The organism is Nocardioides sp. NPDC047086 (assembly GCF_040643685.1).
Taxonomy (GTDB): Bacteria; Actinomycetota; Actinomycetes; order Propionibacteriales; family Nocardioidaceae; genus Nocardioides.
The window spans coordinates 23,270-43,662 of the sequence record NZ_JBEYUV010000018.1 but is presented as its reverse complement, the minus strand read 5'-3'; the positions used below and the strand labels follow the sequence as shown (position 1 = coordinate 43,662).

The 20,393-nt window shown below is 69.6% G+C and carries 18 protein-coding genes; 2 read left to right on the top strand and 16 right to left on the bottom strand.

All coding sequences use genetic code 11. The annotated features are described in order from the left end of the window. Position 1: 1 nt before the first annotated feature. The 14 genes from ABZ796_RS14665 to rimP form a co-directional block, all read right to left on the bottom strand. A complete protein-coding gene (locus ABZ796_RS14665; protein ID WP_357337750.1) occupies positions 2-2,263 on the bottom strand; it encodes a polyribonucleotide nucleotidyltransferase in 2,262 nt (753 codons plus the stop codon). A 262-nt stretch (positions 2,264-2,525) separates the two neighbouring features. Beyond that, positions 2,526-3,710 (bottom strand): molybdopterin-dependent oxidoreductase, encoded by a 1,185-nt coding sequence (locus ABZ796_RS14660; protein WP_357337748.1) that lies wholly within the window; start codon positions 3,708-3,710, stop codon positions 2,526-2,528. A gap of 32 nt (positions 3,711-3,742) precedes the next feature. Next, the gene (locus tag ABZ796_RS14655; protein ID WP_357337746.1) at positions 3,743-5,821 is read right to left on the bottom strand and encodes an MMPL family transporter; all 2,079 of its coding nucleotides are present in this window, start codon (positions 5,819-5,821) and stop codon (positions 3,743-3,745) included. Between the two features lie 140 nt (positions 5,822-5,961). Beyond that, positions 5,962-6,237, bottom strand: a complete 276-nt coding sequence (gene rpsO, locus ABZ796_RS14650; RefSeq protein ID WP_008363208.1) for a 30S ribosomal protein S15 — start codon at positions 6,235-6,237, stop codon at positions 5,962-5,964. A 346-nt stretch (positions 6,238-6,583) separates the two neighbouring features. Beyond that, positions 6,584-7,420 (bottom strand): hypothetical protein, encoded by an 837-nt coding sequence (locus tag ABZ796_RS14645; RefSeq protein WP_357337743.1) that lies wholly within the window; start codon positions 7,418-7,420, stop codon positions 6,584-6,586. A 49-nt stretch (positions 7,421-7,469) separates the two neighbouring features. Continuing rightward, on the bottom strand, positions 7,470-8,417 hold the full coding sequence (locus tag ABZ796_RS14640) for a bifunctional riboflavin kinase/FAD synthetase (protein ID WP_357337741.1): 948 nt from the start codon (positions 8,415-8,417) through the stop codon (positions 7,470-7,472). A 23-nt stretch (positions 8,418-8,440) separates the two neighbouring features. Then, on the bottom strand, positions 8,441-9,469 hold the full coding sequence (locus ABZ796_RS14635) for a hypothetical protein (RefSeq protein ID WP_357337739.1): 1,029 nt from the start codon (positions 9,467-9,469) through the stop codon (positions 8,441-8,443). 72 nt (positions 9,470-9,541) lie between these two features. Next, positions 9,542-10,417: a tRNA pseudouridine(55) synthase TruB gene (gene truB, locus ABZ796_RS14630; RefSeq protein WP_357337738.1), complete on the bottom strand. Its 876-nt coding sequence runs from the start codon at positions 10,415-10,417 to the stop codon at positions 9,542-9,544. Further along, positions 10,414-10,869 (bottom strand): 30S ribosome-binding factor RbfA, encoded by a 456-nt coding sequence (rbfA, locus tag ABZ796_RS14625; protein ID WP_357337737.1) that lies wholly within the window; start codon positions 10,867-10,869, stop codon positions 10,414-10,416. The genes truB and rbfA overlap by 4 nt, the downstream gene beginning before the upstream one ends. Positions 10,870-10,955: 86 nt before the next feature. Further along, positions 10,956-13,907 (bottom strand): translation initiation factor IF-2, encoded by a 2,952-nt coding sequence (infB, locus tag ABZ796_RS14620; protein WP_357337736.1) that lies wholly within the window; start codon positions 13,905-13,907, stop codon positions 10,956-10,958. A gap of 94 nt (positions 13,908-14,001) precedes the next feature. Then, positions 14,002-14,301 (bottom strand): YlxR family protein, encoded by a 300-nt coding sequence (locus tag ABZ796_RS14615; protein WP_357337839.1) that lies wholly within the window; start codon positions 14,299-14,301, stop codon positions 14,002-14,004. A gap of 142 nt (positions 14,302-14,443) precedes the next feature. Next, positions 14,444-15,283, bottom strand: a complete 840-nt coding sequence (locus tag ABZ796_RS14610) for an alpha/beta fold hydrolase (RefSeq protein WP_357337734.1) — start codon at positions 15,281-15,283, stop codon at positions 14,444-14,446. A gap of 2 nt (positions 15,284-15,285) precedes the next feature. Next, entirely contained in the window at positions 15,286-16,263 is a 978-nt protein-coding gene (gene nusA / locus ABZ796_RS14605) for a transcription termination factor NusA (RefSeq protein WP_357337732.1), read from the bottom strand. Between the two features lie 3 nt (positions 16,264-16,266). Then, a complete protein-coding gene (rimP, locus tag ABZ796_RS14600) occupies positions 16,267-16,767 on the bottom strand; it encodes a ribosome maturation factor RimP (protein ID WP_357337731.1) in 501 nt (166 codons plus the stop codon). Positions 16,768-16,918: 151 nt separating this feature from the next. Between rimP and ABZ796_RS14595 the strand changes: the two genes are divergently transcribed. Next, positions 16,919-17,356: a hypothetical protein gene (locus tag ABZ796_RS14595; protein ID WP_357337729.1), complete on the top strand. Its 438-nt coding sequence runs from the start codon at positions 16,919-16,921 to the stop codon at positions 17,354-17,356. Next, positions 17,353-17,784, top strand: coding sequence for a DUF4439 domain-containing protein (locus ABZ796_RS14590; protein WP_357337727.1), 432 nt, complete (start codon positions 17,353-17,355; stop codon positions 17,782-17,784). Before ABZ796_RS14595 ends, ABZ796_RS14590 begins: the two co-directional genes overlap by 4 nt. Before the next feature lie 233 nt (positions 17,785-18,017). On the opposite strand, the gene ABZ796_RS14585 is transcribed toward ABZ796_RS14590, so the two are convergent. Together ABZ796_RS14585 and ABZ796_RS14580 are read right to left on the bottom strand one after the other, a co-directional pair. After that, the gene (locus ABZ796_RS14585; RefSeq protein WP_357337726.1) at positions 18,018-18,722 is read right to left on the bottom strand and encodes an HAD family hydrolase; all 705 of its coding nucleotides are present in this window, start codon (positions 18,720-18,722) and stop codon (positions 18,018-18,020) included. 26 nt (positions 18,723-18,748) lie between these two features. Next, the gene (locus ABZ796_RS14580) at positions 18,749-20,260 is read right to left on the bottom strand and encodes an acetyl-CoA hydrolase/transferase family protein (protein ID WP_357337724.1); all 1,512 of its coding nucleotides are present in this window, start codon (positions 20,258-20,260) and stop codon (positions 18,749-18,751) included. Positions 20,261-20,393: the final 133 nt, after the last annotated feature.

Here is a 20,393-nt window from a genome sequence, read left to right as displayed (position 1 = left end):
GTCACTCCTCGTCTGCGGCCTCGGTGGCGGTCTCCGCAGGAGCCTCCTCGGAAGGAGCCTCCTCCTCGAGCACCGGGGCGAGCGACAGCTTGCCGCGGTCGTCGATCTCGGCGATCTCGACCTGGATCTTCTGGCCGACCTCGACGACGTCCTCGACAGACTCCACGCGCTTGCCGCCGTTGAGGGCGCGCAGCTTGGTGATGTGGAGCAGGCCGTCCTTGCCCGGGAGCAGGGCGACGAAGGCGCCGAAGTTGGTCGTCTTCACGACCGTGCCGAGGTAGCGCTCGCCGACCTCGGGCATGGTCGGGTTGGCGATCGCGTTGACCGCCGCGCGGGCGGCCTCGGCGGCGCCGCCGTCGGTCGCGCCGATGAGCACCGTGCCGTCGTCCTCGATGGAGATCTGGGCGCCGGTGTCGTCCTGGATCTGGTTGATGACCTTGCCCTTGGGCCCGATCAGCTCGCCGATCTTGTCGACGGGAACCTTCACGGTGATGATCCGCGGAGCGGTCGGAGCCATCTCCTCGACGCCGCCGATGGCCTCGTGCATGACGTCCAGGATGGTCGTCCGCGCGTCCTTGGCCTGGTTGAGGGCCTGAGCGAGGACCTCGGCCGGGATGCCGTCCAGCTTGGTGTCGAGCTGCAGCGCGGTCACGAACTCCGCGGTGCCGGCGACCTTGAAGTCCATGTCGCCGAACGCGTCCTCGGCACCGAGGATGTCGGTGAGCGCGACGTACTTCGTCTCGCCGTCGATCTCACCGGAGATCAGACCCATCGCGATGCCGGCGACCGGGGCCTTGAGCGGGACACCGGCGTTGAGCAGCGACATCGTCGAGGCGCAGACCGAGCCCATCGAGGTGGAGCCGTTGGAGCCCATCGCCTCGGAGAGCTGGCGGATCGCGTAGGGGAACTCCTCGCGGCTCGGGAGAACCGGCAGGAGCGCGCGCCGGGCGAGCGCACCGTGGCCGACCTCGCGGCGCTTCGGGGAGCCGACGCGGCCGGTCTCGCCGGTGGAGAACGGCGGGAAGATGTACTTGTGCATGTAGCGACGGTGCTTCTCCGGGGAGAGCGTGTCGAGCTGCTGCTCCATCTTGAGCATGTCGAGGGTGGTCACACCCAGGATCTGGGTCTCGCCGCGCTCGAAGAGCGCCGAGCCGTGGACCCGCGGGATGACCCCGACCTCGGAGTGCAGCGGACGGATGTCGGCCAGGCCGCGACCGTCGATGCGGACCTTGTCGCGCAGGACCTGGGTGCGGATGGCCTGCTTGGTGATGGCCTTGAACGCCGCACCGATCTCGCCCTCGCGGCCCTCGAACTGGTCGCCGAGCTTCTCCAGGAGGGCGGACTTGATCTTGTCGCCCTCTTCGTCGCGCTCCTGCTTGGTCAGGACGCGCTCGCGCGAGCCCTTGACGCTGTAGAGGTCGGTGACGTCGGCGCCGGCGATGGCCTCGACGGCCTCGTAGACGTCGTCCTGGTAGTCCAGGAAGACCGGGTAGTCCTGGACCGGCTTGGCGGCCTGCTTGGCCAGCTCGGCCTGGGCCTCGACCAGCTGCTTGATGAACGGCTTGGCTGCGTCCAGACCACCGGCCACGATCGGCTCGGTCGGCGCCTGAGCACCGGACTGGACCATGTCCCAGGTCTTCTCGGTGGACTCGGCCTCGACCATCATGATGGCGACGTCGCCGGTGTCGGTGACGCGGCCGGCGACGACCATGTCGAAGACGGCGTTCTCGAGCTGGCTGTGGGTCGGGAAGGCGACCCACTGGCCCTCGATCAGGGCGACGCGCACGCCGCCGACCGGGCCGGAGAACGGCAGGCCGGAGAGCTGGGTGGACATCGACGCGGCGTTGATCGCGAGCACGTCGTAGGGCTGGTCGGGGTCGAGCGCCATGACGGTGATGACGACCTGGACCTCGTTGCGCAGACCCTTCTTGAAGGTCGGGCGCAGCGGGCGGTCGATCAGGCGGCAGGTGAGGATCGCGTCCTCGCCCGGGCGACCCTCGGAACGGAAGAACGAGCCGGGGATCTTGCCCGCGGCGTACATCCGCTCCTCGACGTCGATGGTGAGCGGGAAGAAGTCGAAGTGGTCCTTCGGCTGCTTCGATGCGGTGGTCGCCGACAGCAGCATCGTCTCGTCGTCGAGGTAGGCGGTCACGGAACCCGCGGCCTGCCGGGCGAGGAGCCCGGTCTCGAACTTGACGGTGCGGGTGCCGAACTTGCCGTTGTCGATGGTCGTCTCGACGGCAGTGATGACTGGTTCGGTCAAGGAATTCGTCCTTAGTCTTTGTCGCGGAGCGCCCCCGCGCCGGGCGTGTGCACTCGTTGCGCACAGGGCCGGTCTTCGATCGAGACCCTCAGCCTTCGCGGCAGCTGCCGAAATCTGGGAGTCACTACCGAGGACCGAGCCGGACGGGCGGGCCGCTCCTGGTGATGATCATTTCTTCGTACCCCGGCCGGTGGCCGTAGCACTCTCGGTCCAGCCTATCCGCCGACCGCCCGAAACGTGGAACGCACGCCCCTCTTGCGTCTCAGACGACGGTGACGGGGTGGCGTACGACGGCATCGAAGAAGTAGCCGCCGGGTTTGTGGGCGGCGACGTCGGGCTGGGTGCGGCCGGCTCGGTCGGTGGCCCGGACGAGGATCTCGTACGTCCCCGGCTCGGGGTTGCGCCAGGTGTGGTCCCACTGCGCCCAGCCGAGGCCGCGGCCACCGGTGGGGCGGCCCGGGGAGTGCGGGACGGCCCGCGCCCAGGTCTCTCCCCCGTCGGTGCTGATCTCGACGCGCGCGATCGGCGCGGCACCGGACCAGGAGCGGCCGCTCAGCACGATCCGGTCGCCGGCCGGGATCTCGGCGTTCCACTCCAACTCGAGGGCGGAGCGGACCGGGTTGACCGTGAGTGGGCCGTCGGCGTTGTACCACTTCGTGTCCCAGGGCGAGGTCAGCACACTCGTGGACACCTCCAGCGAGCCGAGCCACTTGATGCTCGCGATGCCGATCCAGCCGGGCAGCAGCAGCCGCAGCGGGAAGCCGTGGTCGGGCAGCAGGTCCTCACCGTTGGCACCCCAGACGAGCAGGGCGTCGTCGAAGGCCTTCCCGATGGGGAACGGACGCCGCACCCGGCCGTAGTCGACGCCCTTGTCCACATAGCCGGCATCGAGACCGCTGGCCTGCACCGAGACCGCGTCCTGGCGGATGCCGACAGCGGTGAGGACGTCCCCGAGGCGTACGCCCTTCCAGCGGACCGCGCCCACCGCGCCGAGCGTCCACTTGGTGCCGCTGACCTCCTGGCCCTGCTGGGTGGTGAAGAAGCTGCGACCGTTGCCGGTGCACTCGTGCACCGAGGTCGTCTCGACGTGGCGGAAGGCCTTGAGGTCGTCCAGGGTGAGCCTGACCCCGGCGGGGTCACGCAGCCCGTCGCCGAAGATCTCCAGCTCGTACGTTTCCCGGTCGATCTGCGGGGTCGCGGTGTGGTTGCGCACGAAGAGGTCGGCCTGCGGGGTCAGGTAGCGGCGCGGGTCGACCGAGTCCCAGCGGGTCTCGGCGTTGGTGCCGTAGTCGATGAACCGCTCGGCGGGCAGCGGCTTGAGGATCGCCGGGGCACCCGCGACGGCGCCGGCCGTGACCGAGTCCGTGACCTGGGTGGTGCCCACCGCTGCCGCCCCGAGCGCCGCGGTGGTGAGGAAGGTGCGTCGGTTCAGACCTGGGGACGTCATGACCTGACATTAACATGACCAACTTACTCTTGTTAGGGCTTCGACAGTCTGCTCGGCCACCAGATCCGGTCGCCGGCATCGAGGTTGATGGCAGTGACGAGGATCGAGCGGACGATCATCGTGTCGAGCATGACCCCCAGCGCGACAGTCACCCCGATCTCGGCCAGGAAGACCATCGGCAGCGAGCCGAGCACCAGGAACGTCGCGGCGAGGACCACGCCCGCCGACGTGATCACGCCGCCGGTCGAGGTCAGCCCGACGAGCGACCCCTCACGGGTGCCGCGGACCTGCGACTCCTCACGCACCCTGGTCATCAGGAAGATGTTGTAGTCGATGCCCAGCGCGACCAGGAACACGAAGGCGAACAGCGGGAACGACGGGTCCGTTCCGGCGAAGCCGAAGACGAACTCGAAGATCAGCACCGAGATGCCGAGCGCCGCCCCGAACGACAGGATCACCGTGCCGAGCAGGATCAGCGGGGCGACCAGCGCCCGCAGGAGCACCATCAGCACCAGCAGCACGACCAGCAGGACGATCGGGATGATCACCAGGTTGTCGCGCTGACTGGCCTCGAGGGTGTCGAACATCATCGCCGAGGTGCCGGTGACCAGGGCACCGGAGCCGTCCACCTCGCGCACCGCCGAGCGTGCGTCGGCCACGATGTCGTACGCCTGGGGCGAGGTCACGTCGGCGTCCACCACCGCCGCGATCGCGACGACGCCGCCCTGTGGTGGCCCCAGCGCGAAGCTCGCCGTCTCCCCCGCCGGGGTCTTGGTGGGCACCAGCCCGTCGACACCGTCGAGCGCCTGCTGCACCTGCGCCTGCGCCGCCTCGTCGGCGACCACGAGCAGCTGGTTGGACTGGTCGGCCATGTCGTGGTCGACCAGCACCTGCAGGCCCGTGATCGAGTCGAACTCCTTGGTGTAGGTCTCGTCCGAGGCCAGGCCGTTGGCGTCGAGCCGCAGCACGCCGAGGCAGGCGAGGAGCAGAAGGCCCGTCGTCACCATCCAGACCCGGCGCGGCCGGACCGAGACCTTCTCGCCGACCCGCGCCCACAGACCGGTCTCGGTCGGGTCCTCCGACCCGTAGGCCGGGCGCTTCGGCCAGAAGACCCACCGGCCGCAGATGACCAGCAGGGCCGGCAGCAGCGTGACCATCACCAGATAGGTAACCCCGATCCCGACGGCCACGACCGGTCCCATCCCGGCGGTCGAGTTCATCTCCGCGAAGGTCAGGCAGAGCATGGCGAGGATGACGGTCACGGCACTGGCGAGGATCGCCGGAGCGGCCCGGTGCAGGGCATGCGCCATCGCGTCGTGACGGTCCTCGAAGTTGCGCAGCTCCTCGCGGTAGCGGGAGACCAGCAGCAGGGCGTAGTCGGTGCCGGCACCGATCGCCAGGATGCTCAAGATGGCCTGGCTCTGGCCATTGACGGTCAGACCCGCGTCCTTCGCCAGGAAGTAGACCAGGCCCATCGTCACGCCCAGGCCGACCACGACCGAGACGATCGGGAAGAGCCAGAGCACCGGGCTGCGATAGACGAACAGCAAGATGACCACGACCACCGCGAGCGCGGCCAGCAGCAGCGTCGTGTCAATGCCGCCGAACGCCTCCGCCGCGTCAGCCGCGGAGCCACCCTGCCCGGTGACGTGCAGCGTCACGCCGTCGTGGTCGGCGATCTCACGGACCTCGTCGACGAGGCCGGGCATCTTGTTCCAGCCGTCCGAGCCGAGGTCGAAGGTGACGGTGACCTGGGCGACCTCGCCGTCCCTCGACAACAGCGGTGGCGCGATCTCGCCCTCGACCCCGTCGAGCCCGCCGAGCTCGGCGATGTCCCCCGACGCGACCTCGGCGAGGTCGGCACCGGTGGTGGTGGTCGAGGTGTAGACGAGCGTGGTGGGGATCGCGTTGGGGTTCTGGAAGGGGCTCATCTTGTCGAACCCGCGGGTCGACTCGGCCGATGCCGGCAGCCACGAGCTGGCCTCGTTGTTCTGCACCTCGGTCAGCTTCCCGGCGAAACCGCCGAGCGCGACCACGGCGAGCAGCCAGAACACCACGACGACGTACTTGGTCCTGGGCCCGGTCAGCTTTCCTGCGAGCTGTCGATGCACGGTTTCAAGACTGCGCCCGATCCACCCGGAAACGCATCAGTAATGCCCCAAGAGGCCCCGCTCAGGCCCAACCTTCCCTAAAACAGGCGAACGGGCCGCCCCCGTATGGGGGCGACCCGCTGCCTACGAAGATCAGGAGATCAACGACGAAGGCCGAGCTTCTCGATGATCGAGCGGTAGCGCTCGATGTCCTTCTTCTGAAGGTAGTTGAGAAGGCGGCGGCGCTGGCCGACGAGCAGCAGCAGACCACGACGGCTGTGGTGGTCGTGCTTGTGCTCCTTGAGGTGGTCGGTCAGGTGGGAGATGCGGTGCGACAGCAGCGCGATCTGCACCTCCGGCGAGCCGGTGTCACCCTCGGTCGTGGCGTACTCGGCGATGATCTTCTTCTTGGTCTCCGCGTCAGTTCCAACTGCCATGCGAAGGCTCCCTTCCGGCCCGTAGGCCCACTCGTTGCGCGGCGCGCCCGGGCCTGTTCACCGGGGCACTCTTGGTCCGCGGCCGATTTCACGGCTTGAGTCGCCGACCCCCATGGGCCGACAACCCGAGAAGATTAACAGCGAGCCGGCGTACGCCCCGAATCGCCGCCGGATCAGGCCACGATCACGAGCCGCGCCACCAGCCGGCGCAACCTCCACCAGAGCTTCATCGCTCTCCCCCATCTCTTCCACCACTGGGTTCGACGGCTGCGGAGCCGGTTAGGTTGCATCGCTCAGCTCATGGCTTCTCAGCGCCGCGGAACTCCGCGACGCCGGGGCCGCGTCCTCAGGAGCGCCCGCGGACGTCGCGGACGAAGTCCTTCCAGGCGGCCGTGTCACCGGCCGGACCCTGGCCGCGCGCCGGCCCGGTGAAGGTGCGTACCTGGACCGGCTGGGCCGGCTGGTTGGTGGTCACGCGGGCGAGGCCGGTCTGCGCGGTCGGCACCGCGACGCTCGTACGCAGCTGCTGGCCGTAGCCGCCGGGCGCTCCCCCGGAGCCACCGCCGGAGATCAGCGACGACATCGGCGTGTACTCCTCCACCTCGTCGCGCTTGCCGGGGATCGCCAACCAGATCAGCGCGATCAGGAAGCCGGTCGCCCACCCGTAGGTCACCCCGTACGCAGCACCCGAGGCGAGTACGTCGCCGAGCGAGGCCACCACCGAGGCCTCGCGGCCGTCGCTGAGGTAGGTATAGAGGCTGTCGGCGACCTGACCGGCGGCGGTGGCGATGATCGCGGCGAACCAGCAGCCGAGGAACACCGGCCAGAACGCCCGCGGCCAGATGCCGATGGTGCCGAGCCAGGTCAGCAGCCAGGTGAGCACGAAGACCGTCGCGGTGAGGATGCCGGAGTGCACCAGGGAGTCGCCGGAGAGGAGCCCGCCGAACGCGTCGTCACCGAAGTAGGTGAGGCGGTCACCGAGCAGCGAGGCCACCCAGCCGGCCGAATCGGTGCCGTTCTCCTCGATCCAGGTCGAGAACGGCGTGGAGCCCGAGAGGAACTGCAGGGCCCAGAGCCCACCGGTGACGAGGACCGCGTTCAGGAAGGCCGGGATGCCGCCGCGGGGGCGATCGGCCTCGACCTCGGTCTCGTAGGCGGACGTGGGCGTGGAGTGGGGATCCATAACGAGCAATTCAACCGCACCCGGCCCCGGCTGAACAGGCCGCCCGGACCTACGACTCGGTAAGACCCTGCTGAAGGATGCGGCGAGCCCGCACCACGTCGGCGCGCATCTGCTCGACGAGCGCGTCGATCCCCTCGAAGGCGACCATGCCACGCAGCCGCTCGACGAAGGCGACCTCGACCTCGACGCCGTAGAGCTCGAGGTCGTCGCGGTCGAGCACGTAGGACTCGACGCGGCGTCCGACCACGCCCTCGAAGGTGGGGTTGGTGCCGACCGAGATGGCGGCGGGGAACCGCTCGCCGGTGTCGCGCCGGGTCAGCCAGCCCGCGTAGATGCCGTCCGGCGGCACCGCGGTGAGCGAGTCGGTGGGCACGTTGGCCGTCGGGAAGCCGAGCTCGCGGCCACGCTGGTCGCCCTTCACCACGACGCCGCGCACCGAGTAGGGACGGCCCAGCGCCTCGGCCGCGCCGGAGACGTCGCCGGTCGCCAGACACGTACGGATGTAGGTCGAGGACCACACCTGGGGCCCGCCGTCGAGCGGGATCCCTTCGGCGGAGAAGTCGTGGATCTTGCCGTAGGCGACCAGGTCGGCCACGTCGCCGGCGGCCTTGCAGCCGTAGCGGAAGTTGGCGCCGACCACGCACGCCTCGGCGTGCAGCGCGTCGACGAGCACGCGCTGGGCGAAGTCGTCGGGCGACCAGTTGGCCATGTCCATGTCGAAGGGCAGCGCGAGCACCGCGTCGGCACCGGCCGCGAGCAGCAGCTCGGCGCGCTCCTCCATCGTGGTGAGCACGCCCGGGGCGTGCTCGGGCCGCAGCACCGCCATCGGGTGCGGGTCGAAGGTGACCGCCACCAAGGTGAGGTCCTTGGCATCCGCCACCTCGCGCCCTCGGCTGATCACGTGCTGGTGTCCGAGATGGACGCCATCGAAGTTGCCGACGACGACGCACGTACGCCCCAGGCCGGCCGGCACCTCACTCAGACTTCGCCACAACACGGCCACAGAATATCGGGGACTGCTCACTCGGACGTGACCTGGGCCGTCTGTCGGGCACGAAGCGTGAGATAGACGGCGCGCATTCCCACGGCTCGCTCGATCTCGCGCAGCACCGTACCGAAGAACTGCTCGCGGTAGGTCTCGTCCGTGACGGTCGAGACGGTGAGGTAGAGCGACGAGAACCCGGCGAGGAACAGCGCGACCTTGACCAGCTCGGCCGACACGTTCGGCAGCCAGGACAGGTTGTGCAGCGACTCCTGACCGGTCCAGCCCAGCTGCACCCCGTCGGTCATCACGATCGCGCCGAAGAGCAGGAAGAACGCGAAGACGGCGACCGCGATCAGCACGACCTGGGTGGCCTGGATGACGAGCAGCGCCAGCACCAGGTTCCAGCGCTCGAAACCGGTCACCTGGGCGAGCTCCGCGGGATCGGCGCCGCGGCCCTCCCGGGCGTCCTCGACGAGCTCCGCACAGGCGGCTTCCAACGGCGTACCCCCGCACGTGCGCGTCACGAAGGCGGCGTCCACGTCGTCGTCGATCCGGTCCACCTCCTCGGGCAGCCGGACCAGCAGGAACGCGGTCGCCGACCCGGCGAACAGGAGCGTGACCAGCCACAACGCTCCCAGGTCGAGGTTCGCCGTCATCTCCCAGACCTCGGCGTTGATGAACAGGAACGTCATGAACAGCAGCAGCAGCGGCAGCGCCCGCAGGGCCATCGGCAGCAGCCTGGTCAGCGACCCGAACGTACGCCCCATCGCCCACACCAGGATCGGCCGGAACCGCATCGCGGTCAGCGCATACCACGCCGCCGCGGCCCCGCCCAGAGTCAGCAGCAGCGCCGGCGCCGCCCCGAGGTCGCCGGTGATCCAGGCCAGCGCCACTCCGGCCGCCACCGCGACGACCACGACCACCACACCCACCCGGACCGTACGCCGCGGCCGCATCGCCGCTCTCACGGCGACGCGCTCCTCCGGAACGAAGTAGGTCAGCCCGTTGTGACGGAACCAGGAGTCAGTGAGCCGAAGCGCCTCGGCAGATCCGTTCTGCTTCACAAGCGGGTCATCCTCGCAGGCTTTACCGTCCACCGGGTGCACAGGGCGCCCTGCGCACCCGCAGGAGTTCGGTCACCCGACGAAGACCGCGCTCGCCTTCGCGGTCGTCGCGCCGACCGGCTCGTAGAGCGCCAGGAACTCCCCCTCGGGGGCGAACACGGCGGTGAGACCGTCGAGGGCCAGCGTCAGCTTGCGGCCGAAGCGTACGTCCTGGGCCTGCTCCGCGGAGAGGTCGACCGCGGGGAAGGCGGCCCTGGCGGCATCGGCCAGCGGGAGCGCCGCGAAGTGGTCGGTCAGCTCCTCGAGCGTCTTGGCCACCTCGAGGTCGTAGGGCCCGACCGCGGTGCGGCGCAGCATCGTCAGGTGTCCACCGACCCCGAGGGCAGCCCCGACGTCGCGGGCGATCGCCCGGATGTAGGTGCCCGAGGTGCAGCGCACGGAGATGTCCACATCGACCACGTCGCCCTCGCGCCGGAGCTCACCGACGGTGAGCTCGTGCACCGTGACCGGCCGCGCCTTCAGCTCGACCTGCTCTCCGTCGCGTACGCGCTGGTAGGCGCGCTTGCCGTCGACCTTGATCGCCGAGACGGCCGTCGGCACCTGGAGGATGTCGCCGACCTGGGTGGCGAAGGCACTGCGTACGCGCTCCTCGTCGAGGCCGGCGGCCGAGCGGGCCTCCACGGCTTCGCCCTCGGCGTCGTCGGTGGTCGTCGAGACGCCCAGCCGCACCGTCGCCGAGTAGGACTTCTCGGTCAGCATCAGGTGGCCGAGGAGCCGGGTGGCGCGCTCCACCCCCAGCACGAGTACGCCGGTGGCCATCGGGTCCAGGGTGCCGGCATGCCCGACCTTGCGGGTGCCGGCCAGCCGCCGTACGCGCGCAACGACGTCGTGGGAGGTGACCCCGGCAGGCTTGTCGACGATGACCAGCCCAGAGACAGGAGAGGTCACTCCTCGTCGTCCTCATCCCAGTCGTCGTCTGCCTCACGAGGCTTCTTGTAGGGATCGGCCTCGCCGGCGTAGGTCTCCCCACGACTGGCGGCGACGGCGTCGTCCTGCGCCTTGGCGCGGGCGAGCACGTCGTCGAGGTGGCGAGCCGTCTCCGGCAGCGCGTCGTGGACGAACTCCAGCGTCGGGGCGGTGCGGGTGCCGAGCTGCTTGGCGACCTCGGAACGGATCAGCCCCTTGGCCGACTCCAGTGCCGCGGCCGTGCCGGCCAGCTCGGCCTCCGAGTCGGCGCCGAGCACCGTGTAGAAGATCGTCGCCTGCTGGCTGTCGCCGGTCACCCGTACGTCGGTGACGGTGACGAACCCGATCCGCGGATCCTTGATCCGCCGCTCCAGCATCTGCGCGACGATCACCTTGATCCGGTCAGCGATCCGGCGAACCCGTGGGCTACTCATGTTCACACTCTCTCAAATAATCGAAGTAAATCGAGACGTTGGCCGGGCCGCGACTGCGACCCGGCCAACGTCAGAGGCTTGTTTGGTCAGCCTCGGGGAATCTCCACCATCTCGAAGGCTTCGACGATGTCGCCTTCCTTGATGTCCTGGAAGTTCTTCAGGACCAGACCGCACTCGAAGCCCTCGCGGACCTCGGAGGCGTCGTCCTTCTCACGGCGCAGCGAGGCGAGGTCGAGGTTGTCGGCCGCCACGGAGCCGTCGCGCAGGACGCGCACCTTGGCGTTGCGGCGGATGACACCGTCGGTGACCATACAACCGGCGATGTTGCCGGCCTTCGACGAGCGGAAGATCGCGCGGATCTCCGCGTGGCCGAGGACCTTCTCCTCGTACTCCGGCTTGAGCATGCCCTTGAGGGCCGCCTCGATCTCCTCGATCGCCTGGTAGATGACCGAGTAGTAGCGGATCTCGACACCCTCGCGATCGGCCATCTCCGTCGCCTTGCCCTGCGGGCGGACGTTGAAGCCGATGATGATCGCGTCGGAGGCAGCAGCCAGGTCGACGTTGGTCTCGGTGATCGCACCGACACCGCGGTCGATGACCCGGATGGAGACCTCGTCGCCACCCACGTCGATCTTGGCCAGTGCGTCCTCGAGCGCCTCGACCGAACCGGACACGTCGCCCTTGAGGATGAGGTTGAGCTCCTGGCTCTCGCCCTTCTCCATGGAGGCCATGAAGTCCTCCAGCGTGCGGCGTACGCGGCGCTTGGCCTGCTGCGCGGCACGCTCGCGTGCCTCGCGCTTCTCGGCGATCTGGCGAGCCATCCGGTCGTCCTCGACGACCAGGAAGCTCTGACCGGCACCCGGCACCGCCGAGAGACCCAGGACCATCGCCGGACGCGACGGGGTCGCCTCGGTGATCTCGTGGCCGTACTCGTCGATCATCGCGCGGACACGGCCGTGGGCCGGACCGGCGACGATGGACTCACCCACGCGCAGCGTGCCGCGCTGGACCAGGATGGTCGCGACCGGGCCGCGGCCACGGTCGAGGTGGGCCTCGATCACGATGCCCTGCGCGTCCTGGCTGGCGTTGGCCTGCAGGTCGAGCGAGGCGTCCGCGGTCAGCACGACGGCCTCGAGAAGGCCCTCGATGTTGATCCGCGACTTCGCCGAGATCTCGACGAACATCGTGTCGCCGCCGTACTCCTCGGGGATGAGGCCGTACTCGGTCAGCTGGCCACGGACCTTGGTCGGGTCCGCCTCCGGCTTGTCGATCTTGTTGATCGCGACCACGATCGGGACACCGGCCGCCTTGGCGTGGTTGAGCGCCTCGATGGTCTGCGGCATCACACCGTCGTCGGCCGCGACCACGAGGATCGCGAGGTCCGAGGACTGCGAGCCACGGGCACGCATGGCGGTGAACGCCTCGTGACCCGGGGTGTCGATGAAGGTGATCTTGCGCTCGGTGCCGTCGACCTCGGTCGAGACCTGGTAGGCACCGATGTGCTGGGTGATGCCACCGGCCTCGCCCTCGATGACGTTGGCGTCGCGGATGGCGTCGAGCAGCTTGGTCTTACCGTGGTCGACGTGACCCATGACGGTGACGACCGGCGGACGAACCGTCCAGTCGGACTCGTCGCCCTCGTCGCCGAGCTCGATGTCGAAGGACTCCAGCAGCTCGCGGTCCTCGTCCTCGGGGGAGACGACCGAGACGATGTAGTTGAGCTCCTCACCGAGCAGCTCGAGGGTCTCGTCGTTGACGGACTCGGTCGCGGTGACCATCTCCCCGAGACCGAACAGCATCTGCACCAGCTGGGCCGGGTCGACGTTGATCTTCTCGGCGAAGTCGGTCAGCGAGGAACCACGGGCGAGACGCACGGTCTCGCCGTTGCCCTTGCGGACGCGGATGCCACCGATCGTCGGGGCCTCCATGGCCTCGAACTCCTGGCGACGCGCACGCTTCGACTTCCGGCCACGACGCGAGGGACCACCCGGGCGACCGAAGGCACCCTGGGTCGTTCCGCGACCACCGGGACGACCGGCACCCGGACGACCACCGAAGCCACCCCCACCGGGACGACCCGGAGCACCGCCGCCGCCACCGGGACGACCACCGGCACCCGGACGGCCGCCGCCGCCGGGACGACCCGGAGCACCGGCACGGCCGCCGCCACCGCCGGGACCGCCACCAGGGCGGGCACCGAACGCGGCCGGGGACTTCGGCATCATCGCCGGGTTGGGACGCGGCATACCGGGACGGCCACCACCCTGACCACCCTCACGGGCGGCAGCAGGACGCGGCGGACGCTGGTCGCCACCGGCCGGGGCACCGCCCTGGCCACCCTGACCTGCACCCTGGCCTCCACCCTGGCCGCCGGGACGCGGACGCCCCATGCCCTGGTTGGAGGAGAACGGGTTGTTGCCCGGGCGCGGAGCGCCGGGCTTGCCGACCGGACGCGGTCCGGGACGACCGGCACCGGCGCCACCGGTGCCACCCGCGCCACCGCGGGCCGCAGGGGTCTGCGGACGGGCGCCGGGCTTCGGGGCACCAGGCCTGGGCGCACCCGGCTTGGGAGCGGCCGGGCGACGGTCACCACGATCGGTGGTCGCCGGCGTGCTCTGGCTGGGCTTGGGAGCGGCAGGAGCCGCTGGAGCCGCCGCCGCGGGGGCGGCCGGCGCAGCCTCGGCCTTCTTGGCCGGAGGCTTCGGGCCGGGCCTGGGCGCAGCGGGCTTGTTCGCCGCGGGCGCCTCGGCAGGCTTCTCGGGCGCCGGGTCAGCCTTCTTGGGGGCCGCGGGCTTGGGAGCCGCCGGCTTGGGGCCGGGCTTGGGGGCAGCGGTCTTCTCGTCCGCGGACGCGGAACCGCCGTTGCCCCCGCCCTTCAGGCCGGGGCCGATCTCCTTGCGGAAGCGCATCTCCGCAGGCAGCTCGACGGTCGAGCTCGCCGACTTGACGAACTCCCCCATCTCCTTGAACTTCTCGAGAACAAACTTGCTCTCGACCCCGAACTCTTTGGCGAGCTCGTGGACTCGGGTCTTAGCCACAATTCTCCTTCTGGCCACAGACCCAAATCCTGGGTGAAACCTGTGACCGTTAGTGGTTGTAGAACACGCTCATCGCGAAGTACTCATCGAGTGCTCATGAGCTTTTGCTCCAGTTCCTGGTCGGTTGACCGTCGGCGACGGTCGTGGGTGTCTGGCGCGGGTCGAGGTATTCCTCCACCGGCGCGCTGGAAAGCCCACCGCCGGCCCGTAGGGCCCTGGTGAACGCCTTCCGGCGCACCGCGAGTTCGTAACACTCGCGCGTGGGGTGCACATGCGCCCCTCGCCCGGGTGCGGTGGCTGTCGGATCGGGCAGCACGGCCGGCTGGCCGTTGCGGTCCGAGCCGGCGGTCACCCGCAACAACTCGCGCTTGGCGGCTCGCTTCCGGCAACCCACGCACGTACGGACGGGTCCGAGCTGCGTAGTTTCTTCGAGGCGTGCCACCGATCCTTAACACTACCGCTTCCGGTGTTCGGTAGACGAAACCGGGGCACAGGTCGTTCTTATTCCGTGACCCGTCCTCAGCGGCTGGCGGCGATCACAGGATCGCGGCGATCTCCGGCCAGGCCCGCAGGCCGAGCTCGCGGTCGGCCGCCTCCGAACCGCCCCAGGCAAGCCGTCGGCTGAGCGGGAGCACCGGCTCGCCGGGCAGCACGACCCGATGGCCGGCATCGGGATGGGAGACCACGATCGTCTCCAGGTCATGAGCGGTACGTCGCCGCCTGATCGCCTCCGCGAAGAGGACCGAGGGCCACAGCGCGTCGTCTCCCCCGGCGACCAGGACGACCTCACCGGCGATGCGCTCGACCGGGATGGTCGCGGCGGGCACGCGGTCGGCGTACTTCTCCAGGGCTGAGAGGTAGGCCTCGCAGTACGACGGGAGCTCCCCGTGCGCGCTTGCTCCCTCGGCCTCCTTCAGCGCGTCCTCTATCGCCTCGTCGTCGAACGGCACGAACGGCACCTGCTCGCCGCGCAGCGTCCACGAGGACCGCTGCGGCCGCTCATCGCTCAGACCCGCCCAGGCGACGTACGTCGGAGAGAGCGCGACCACGGCGTCGATCTCGGGGTGCAGCGTGCCCAGCAGGAGCGCGGCCTGGGCGCCCCAGGAGGTCCCGAGCACCACCAGCCGCTGGTAGCGGGAGTGGAGGTCGGCGAGGACGTCGTCGAACGTCTCCAGCGGCATCAGCCGGGCCTCGCCCGGCTGCCCGGGACCGCCGAAGTAGCGGATCGACGCCGCAGCCGCCCCGTGCGAGGCGAGCATCCGGCACCGGTCCGTCTCGATCCGCCCCGACGACCCCGAGAGCACGAGTACGCCGGTGGTGGCGCCCTCCGGCTCCAGAAGGACGCCCTCGGAGCCGGCCAAAGTGGTCTCACGCACGATCAGGCGACCGGGGTCTCCTCGTCGGAACGGATGTCGATGCGCCAGCCGGTCAGGCGAGCGGCCAGGCGGGCGTTCTGGCCCTCCTTGCCGATGGCCAGGGAGAGCTGGTAGTCGGGCACCACGACACGGGCCGACTTGGTCGCCTCGTCGATGATCTGCACCGAGGAGACCCGGGCCGGCGAGAGCGCGGAGGCGACGAGCACCTTCGGGTCCTCGGACCAGTCGACGATGTCGATCTTCTCGCCCTGCAGCTCGGACATGACCTGGCGGACCCGCTGGCCCATCGGGCCGATGCAGGCACCCTTGGCGTTGACCCCGGGAACGGTCGACTTGACCGCGATCTTGGTGCGGTGACCGGCCTCGCGGGCGATCGCGGAGATCTCCACGGTGCCGTCGGCGATCTCGGGCACCTCGAAGGAGAAGAGCTTCTTGACCAGGTTGGGGTGGGAGCGGGAGAGCGTGATCTGGGGGCCGCGCATGCCCTTGCGCACGCTGACCACGAGCGCCTTGATCCGGGTGCCGTGGCTGTAGTCCTCGCCCGGCACGCGCTCGGAGAGCGGGATGACGCCTTCGAGCCGGCCCAGGTCGACGAGCACGTCGTCGGGGTTGCGGCCCTGCTGGATGACGCCGGAGAGGATGTCGCCCTCCTTGCCGGAGAACTCACCGAACTTCACGTCGTCCTCGGCGTCACGCAGCCGCTGCAGCACGATCTGCTTGGCGGTGGTGGCAGCGATCCGGCCGAAGCCCTCGGGCGTGTCGTCGTACTCCCCCACGACGTTGCCCTCGTCGTCGACCTCGGCGGCCAGCACGCGTACGTGCCCGGTCTTGCGGTCCAGGTCGACCCGCGCCTTGGTCTGGGCGCCGGCGGTCTTGTGGTAGGCGGTCAGCAGCCCCTGCTCGATCGCCTCGACGAGCACATCGAGCGAGATCTCCCGCTCCCGCTCCAGCATCCGCAGGATGCTCATATCGATGTCCATGGCCTACTCCCCCTCGTCGATCCGCTTGAACTCGATCTGCACAAGCGCCTTCTTCACGTCCGCGTACGCCACCTCGCGGCGCTTGCCGCTCACCTCGAGGCTCACCCGCTCCTCGTCGGACTCCTTGACCCGTCCGGTGAACGCGGAGCCGTCGGCGGCGGTGACCTTGACCAGGCGACCCTTGTTGCGGCGCCAGTGGCGCGGTAGCGTCAGCGGCCGGTCGACCCCGGGAGAGGTCACCTCGAGCGTGTAGGGCTGCTCACCCATGACGTCGGACTCATCGAGGACCCGGTTGACCTCACGGGTTGCCTCGGTGACCTCCTCGTGGGTGATCCCACCGTCCTTGTCGACGGCGATCCGCAGGATCCGGCGCTTGCCGGCCGGCGTGATCTCCACGGCCTCGATGTCGAGGCCCAGGGCCAGAAGCGGGTCCGCGAGGGCCTTCTCGATGGCACTCGCGATCGCGTCCTTCCGCTCAGCACTCAACGCGATCTCCCCCTGCATCCTGTTGTCCGGTCCTGTTGTATGTGCGCCTCCGAGCACGCGGCGCATCTGATGACACCATACCTGTACGCCTCGGGTGTCTCGAACAGCGCGCGGCTGTGTTGGAAAGCCGCTGACGCGACTCCCGCCGGGTGTCGTTAGGGTTCCTCACGTGACCAGCGCACGTGCCCTTCGGATGCTCTCGCGGCGCACCGCCGTGGGTGCCGCCGTGATTGCCCCGCTGGCCGCCTCGGCGTGTTCGGCCTCGGAGACGCTGGATCCTGTCAAAGCACCTCCACCGAGCACTCCCCCGGCCCCCGCCAACCCCGACCAGAGTGTGATCGACGCCACGGTCGCGGCGATCCTCGGCGCCGACAAGGGCTCTCCCTCGGCGTTCGTCCAGCTCCATCGCGTGCACATCGAGGCGCTGGCGCCGACCAAGGGCGTGACCGCGGCGCCCACGACCGGGCGCTGGCAGGAGCGCCAGCTCGCCCTGGTCACGACGCTCATCACCGCAGCCGGACGCGCCGCGGACCCACAGCTGATCACGCTGCTCGCCTCGGCCGCCGCCGGTCAGCAGCAGCTCCTGCACGGACGGGGTCTGGCATGACGACGGCGACCTCGGCCTCCACCGAGGCGGTCCAGGCCGCTCTCGCGGTCGAGCACGCCGCGATCTACGTCCTGGGCGCCCTGGGCGGGCTCACCTCGGCGACATCGTCACCGGACCTGGCACGGGCGCTCCTGGACGCCTACGACGACCACGTGAACGCCCGCGAGGCGCTGGCCGCTCATGTGGTGGCTGCCGGGATCGAGCCGGTGGCCCCCTCCGCCGTCTACGATCTGCCCCGCCGGATCGGGTCGGACGCCGGCGTCCGTGCCGCGGCGCTGCGGCTGGAGCAGGACACCACCGCGACCTATCTCTCGCTGGCCCCCAAGGCGACCGGGAGCGACCGGACCCTGCTCATCCAGCTGCTCTGCCGGGCGGCCGCGCGGCAGCTCGACCTGGGCGCGAAGCCGAGAGCGTTCCCCGGGACCTGATCCCTGACGAGCAGGCTGGCCCCAAAAGCCAACGTGGCCCGCGAACCGTCCGGCGCGGGAGACTCCCGAGATGTCTCCCGAGACCGGGCGGCTCGCGGGCCAGGTTTTGGCCTGGACACGAGGCCTGAGACGTCGCCTGGGGCTGAACCTCTCTTGCAGAAGTATGCAATCCCCGCTCAGGATGGCCCAGACCCGCAAAATCGCATTGCAAGAACTTGCAACTTTTCCCGGTGTCATTCCCAGGAGCGAACGATCTGGTGTATGTCGCTCAGTCGTTGTGCGACGGCGTCCGGCGAGCCCTCGCTGTGGCCCATCTGACTGCTCGGGATGTTGCTGTGCGGGATGTGGATCGCGCGTAGACCGGCCTTCTGAGCACCGTACACATCGTCGAAGAGCCTGTCGCCCACGTAGACGCATCGAGACGGATCCGAGACCTTCACGGCGTCCATCGCCGCGTGGAACGCCTCCTCGGCGGGCTTCGTCCAGGGAACCTCGGAGGTGTAGACGTCGCCGTCGAGCAGGTCGAGCACCCCGTCGCGCTCGAAGAACCCGCGGTGCCACGCGCGCGGCCAGATCGTGTTGGACAGCACCCCGACACGTACGCCGTCGGCGCGGAGCGCCTCCCACAGCGGCCCGACCTCGGGGTCGGTCAGGGTGTGCGGCTCCCAGAACTCGTAGTAGGCGTCGAGCAGCTCCGGATCGTGCTCGAGCCCGGCCTCGTCGAAGAGGTCACCGATCGCCGAGCTCTGCTGGTGGTCGCGGCTGCGGGCCCAGATCGTCTCGCCGGCCTGGTGGAGCCTGGTCGCGTTGACCGGATGGTCCTCGTCGCAAGCACCGCTCACCGCCTGGGCGAGCGCCAGCGACTCCGCGTGGAAGTCGATGTCGTGCCACTTCGTCAGCGTGCCGCCCCAGTCGAAGATCACCGCGTCGATCGCCATGGGCACGACCCTACCGACGCCCGGGCTCACATCCGTCCGGTCTCCACATAGGAGCGATGCCAGGAGAGGGCCTCGCCGAGCAGGTGCGGGGTGTGCATGGCGTCGGGATGCTCACGCTGGGCCCGCTCGAAGTAGTCAGTCAGCCGGTCGCGGTAGTCGGGGTGGGCGCAGCTGCCGATGATCTTGCGCGCCCGCGCCCGCGGGGAGAGACCACGCAGATCGGCCAGCCCCTGCTCGGTGATCACGACCTGCACGTCGTGCTCGGTGTGGTCGACGTGGCTCGCGAACGGCACGATCGAGGAGATCGCGCCGTTCTTGGCGGTCGAGGGGGACACGAAGAAGTTGAGATAGGCGTTGCGGGCGAAGTCGCCCGAGCCGCCGATGCCGTTGACGATCGAGGAACCGGCGACGTGGGTGGAGTTCACGTTGCCGTAGATGTCGGCCTCGACCATCCCGTTGATCGCGATCAGGCCCAGCCGCCGGACGACCTCGGGGTGGTTGGAGATCTCCTGCGGCCGCAGCAGGATCCGGCCCTTGTAGTGGTGGATGTCGTCGTTGAACCGCTGCGCGCCCTCCTCGGAGAGCCCGAAGGACGTCGACGAGACCCCGATCAGCTTGCCCGAGTCGAGCAGGTCGAGGAGGCCGTCCTGGATGGTCTCGGTGTAGGCCGTCAGGTGCTCGAACTCGGCGTCCTGGAGGCCGGCGAGGACCGCGTTGGCGACGTTGCCGACGCCTGCCTGGAGCGGGAGCAGACTCGGGTGCAGCCGGTCGTGCCGTACCTCGTGGCGGAGGAAGTCCACGAGGAGGTCCGCCATCGCACGGCTCTCGTCGTCGATCGGTCGCAGGGGCGAGTTGCGGTCGGGCTGGTCGGTCTCGACGACGGCGACCACCTTGTCGGGATCGACCCGGAGGTACGGATCGCCGATCCGCTGCATCGGCGTGGTCAGCTGGATCGGCGCGCGCTGCGGCGGGAGCCGGGTGCCGTAGTAGATGTCGTGGAAGCCCTCGAACCCACGTGGTTGCCAGCTGTTGACCTCGAGGATCACCCTGTCGGCGTTGTCCAGCCAGGTCTTGTTGTTGCCGACGCTCGAGGTGGGCACGAGCAGCCCGTTCGGCAGGATCGCGGCCACCTCGACCACGGCCACGTCGAGATCCCCGTAGAAGCCGAACCAGCTGTGCTGGGCGACGTGGGAGAGGTGTACGTCGACGTACTCGACCTCGCCCGCGTTGATCTGCTTCCGCATCTGCGGGTCGCCGTTGTAGGGCAGCCGCTTGGAGACGCCGTGGGCGCCGGCCAGGACGCCATCGAGATCGGGCGCCGTCGAGGCTCCGGTCCACTCCTGGATCCGGAACCCCTCGCCACGCTCGTGGGCCGACCGCATCCGCTCCGCCAGCGCCGCCGGCACCGCCTTCGGGTGGCCGGCCCCGGTGAACCCCGAGAACCCGACCGTCTCTCCCGGGCTGATCTGCTCGGCCGCCTCCGCAGCGCTCGCCACCCGCGCGGCGAGCGTACGGTCAAGAATCCTGTCCCCCGTCATGGCACCGATCTTGCCCCAACGAGCGCCGAACCCGCAGAAGTGGTGGCCGAGAATGCAGTTGTGGGGGGGGGGGGGGGGGGTAAGCCGCCCCCCACGCCACCCACAGCGGAAACCCCTAAAGAAAAAAACACGG

Excerpts from the sequence above, each read along its gene's own strand:
- ABZ796_RS14660 (WP_357337748.1), bottom strand. The coding sequence starts at position 3,710 with ATGACGTCCCCAGGTCTGAACCGACGCACCTTCCTCACCACCGCGGCG.
- rpsO (WP_008363208.1), bottom strand. The coding sequence starts at position 6,237 with ATGGCAGTTGGAACTGACGCGGAGACCAAGAAGAAGATCATCGCCGAG.
- ABZ796_RS14645 (WP_357337743.1), bottom strand. The coding sequence starts at position 7,420 with ATGGATCCCCACTCCACGCCCACGTCCGCCTACGAGACCGAGGTCGAG.
- rbfA (WP_357337737.1), bottom strand. The coding sequence starts at position 10,869 with ATGAGTAGCCCACGGGTTCGCCGGATCGCTGACCGGATCAAGGTGATC.
- nusA (WP_357337732.1), bottom strand. The coding sequence starts at position 16,263 with ATGGACATCGATATGAGCATCCTGCGGATGCTGGAGCGGGAGCGGGAG.
- rimP (WP_357337731.1), bottom strand. The coding sequence starts at position 16,767 with ATGCAGGGGGAGATCGCGTTGAGTGCTGAGCGGAAGGACGCGATCGCG.
- ABZ796_RS14590 (WP_357337727.1), top strand. The coding sequence starts at position 17,353 with ATGACGACGGCGACCTCGGCCTCCACCGAGGCGGTCCAGGCCGCTCTC.
- ABZ796_RS14585 (WP_357337726.1), bottom strand. The coding sequence starts at position 18,722 with ATGGCGATCGACGCGGTGATCTTCGACTGGGGCGGCACGCTGACGAAG.
- ABZ796_RS14580 (WP_357337724.1), bottom strand. The coding sequence starts at position 20,260 with ATGACGGGGGACAGGATTCTTGACCGTACGCTCGCCGCGCGGGTGGCG.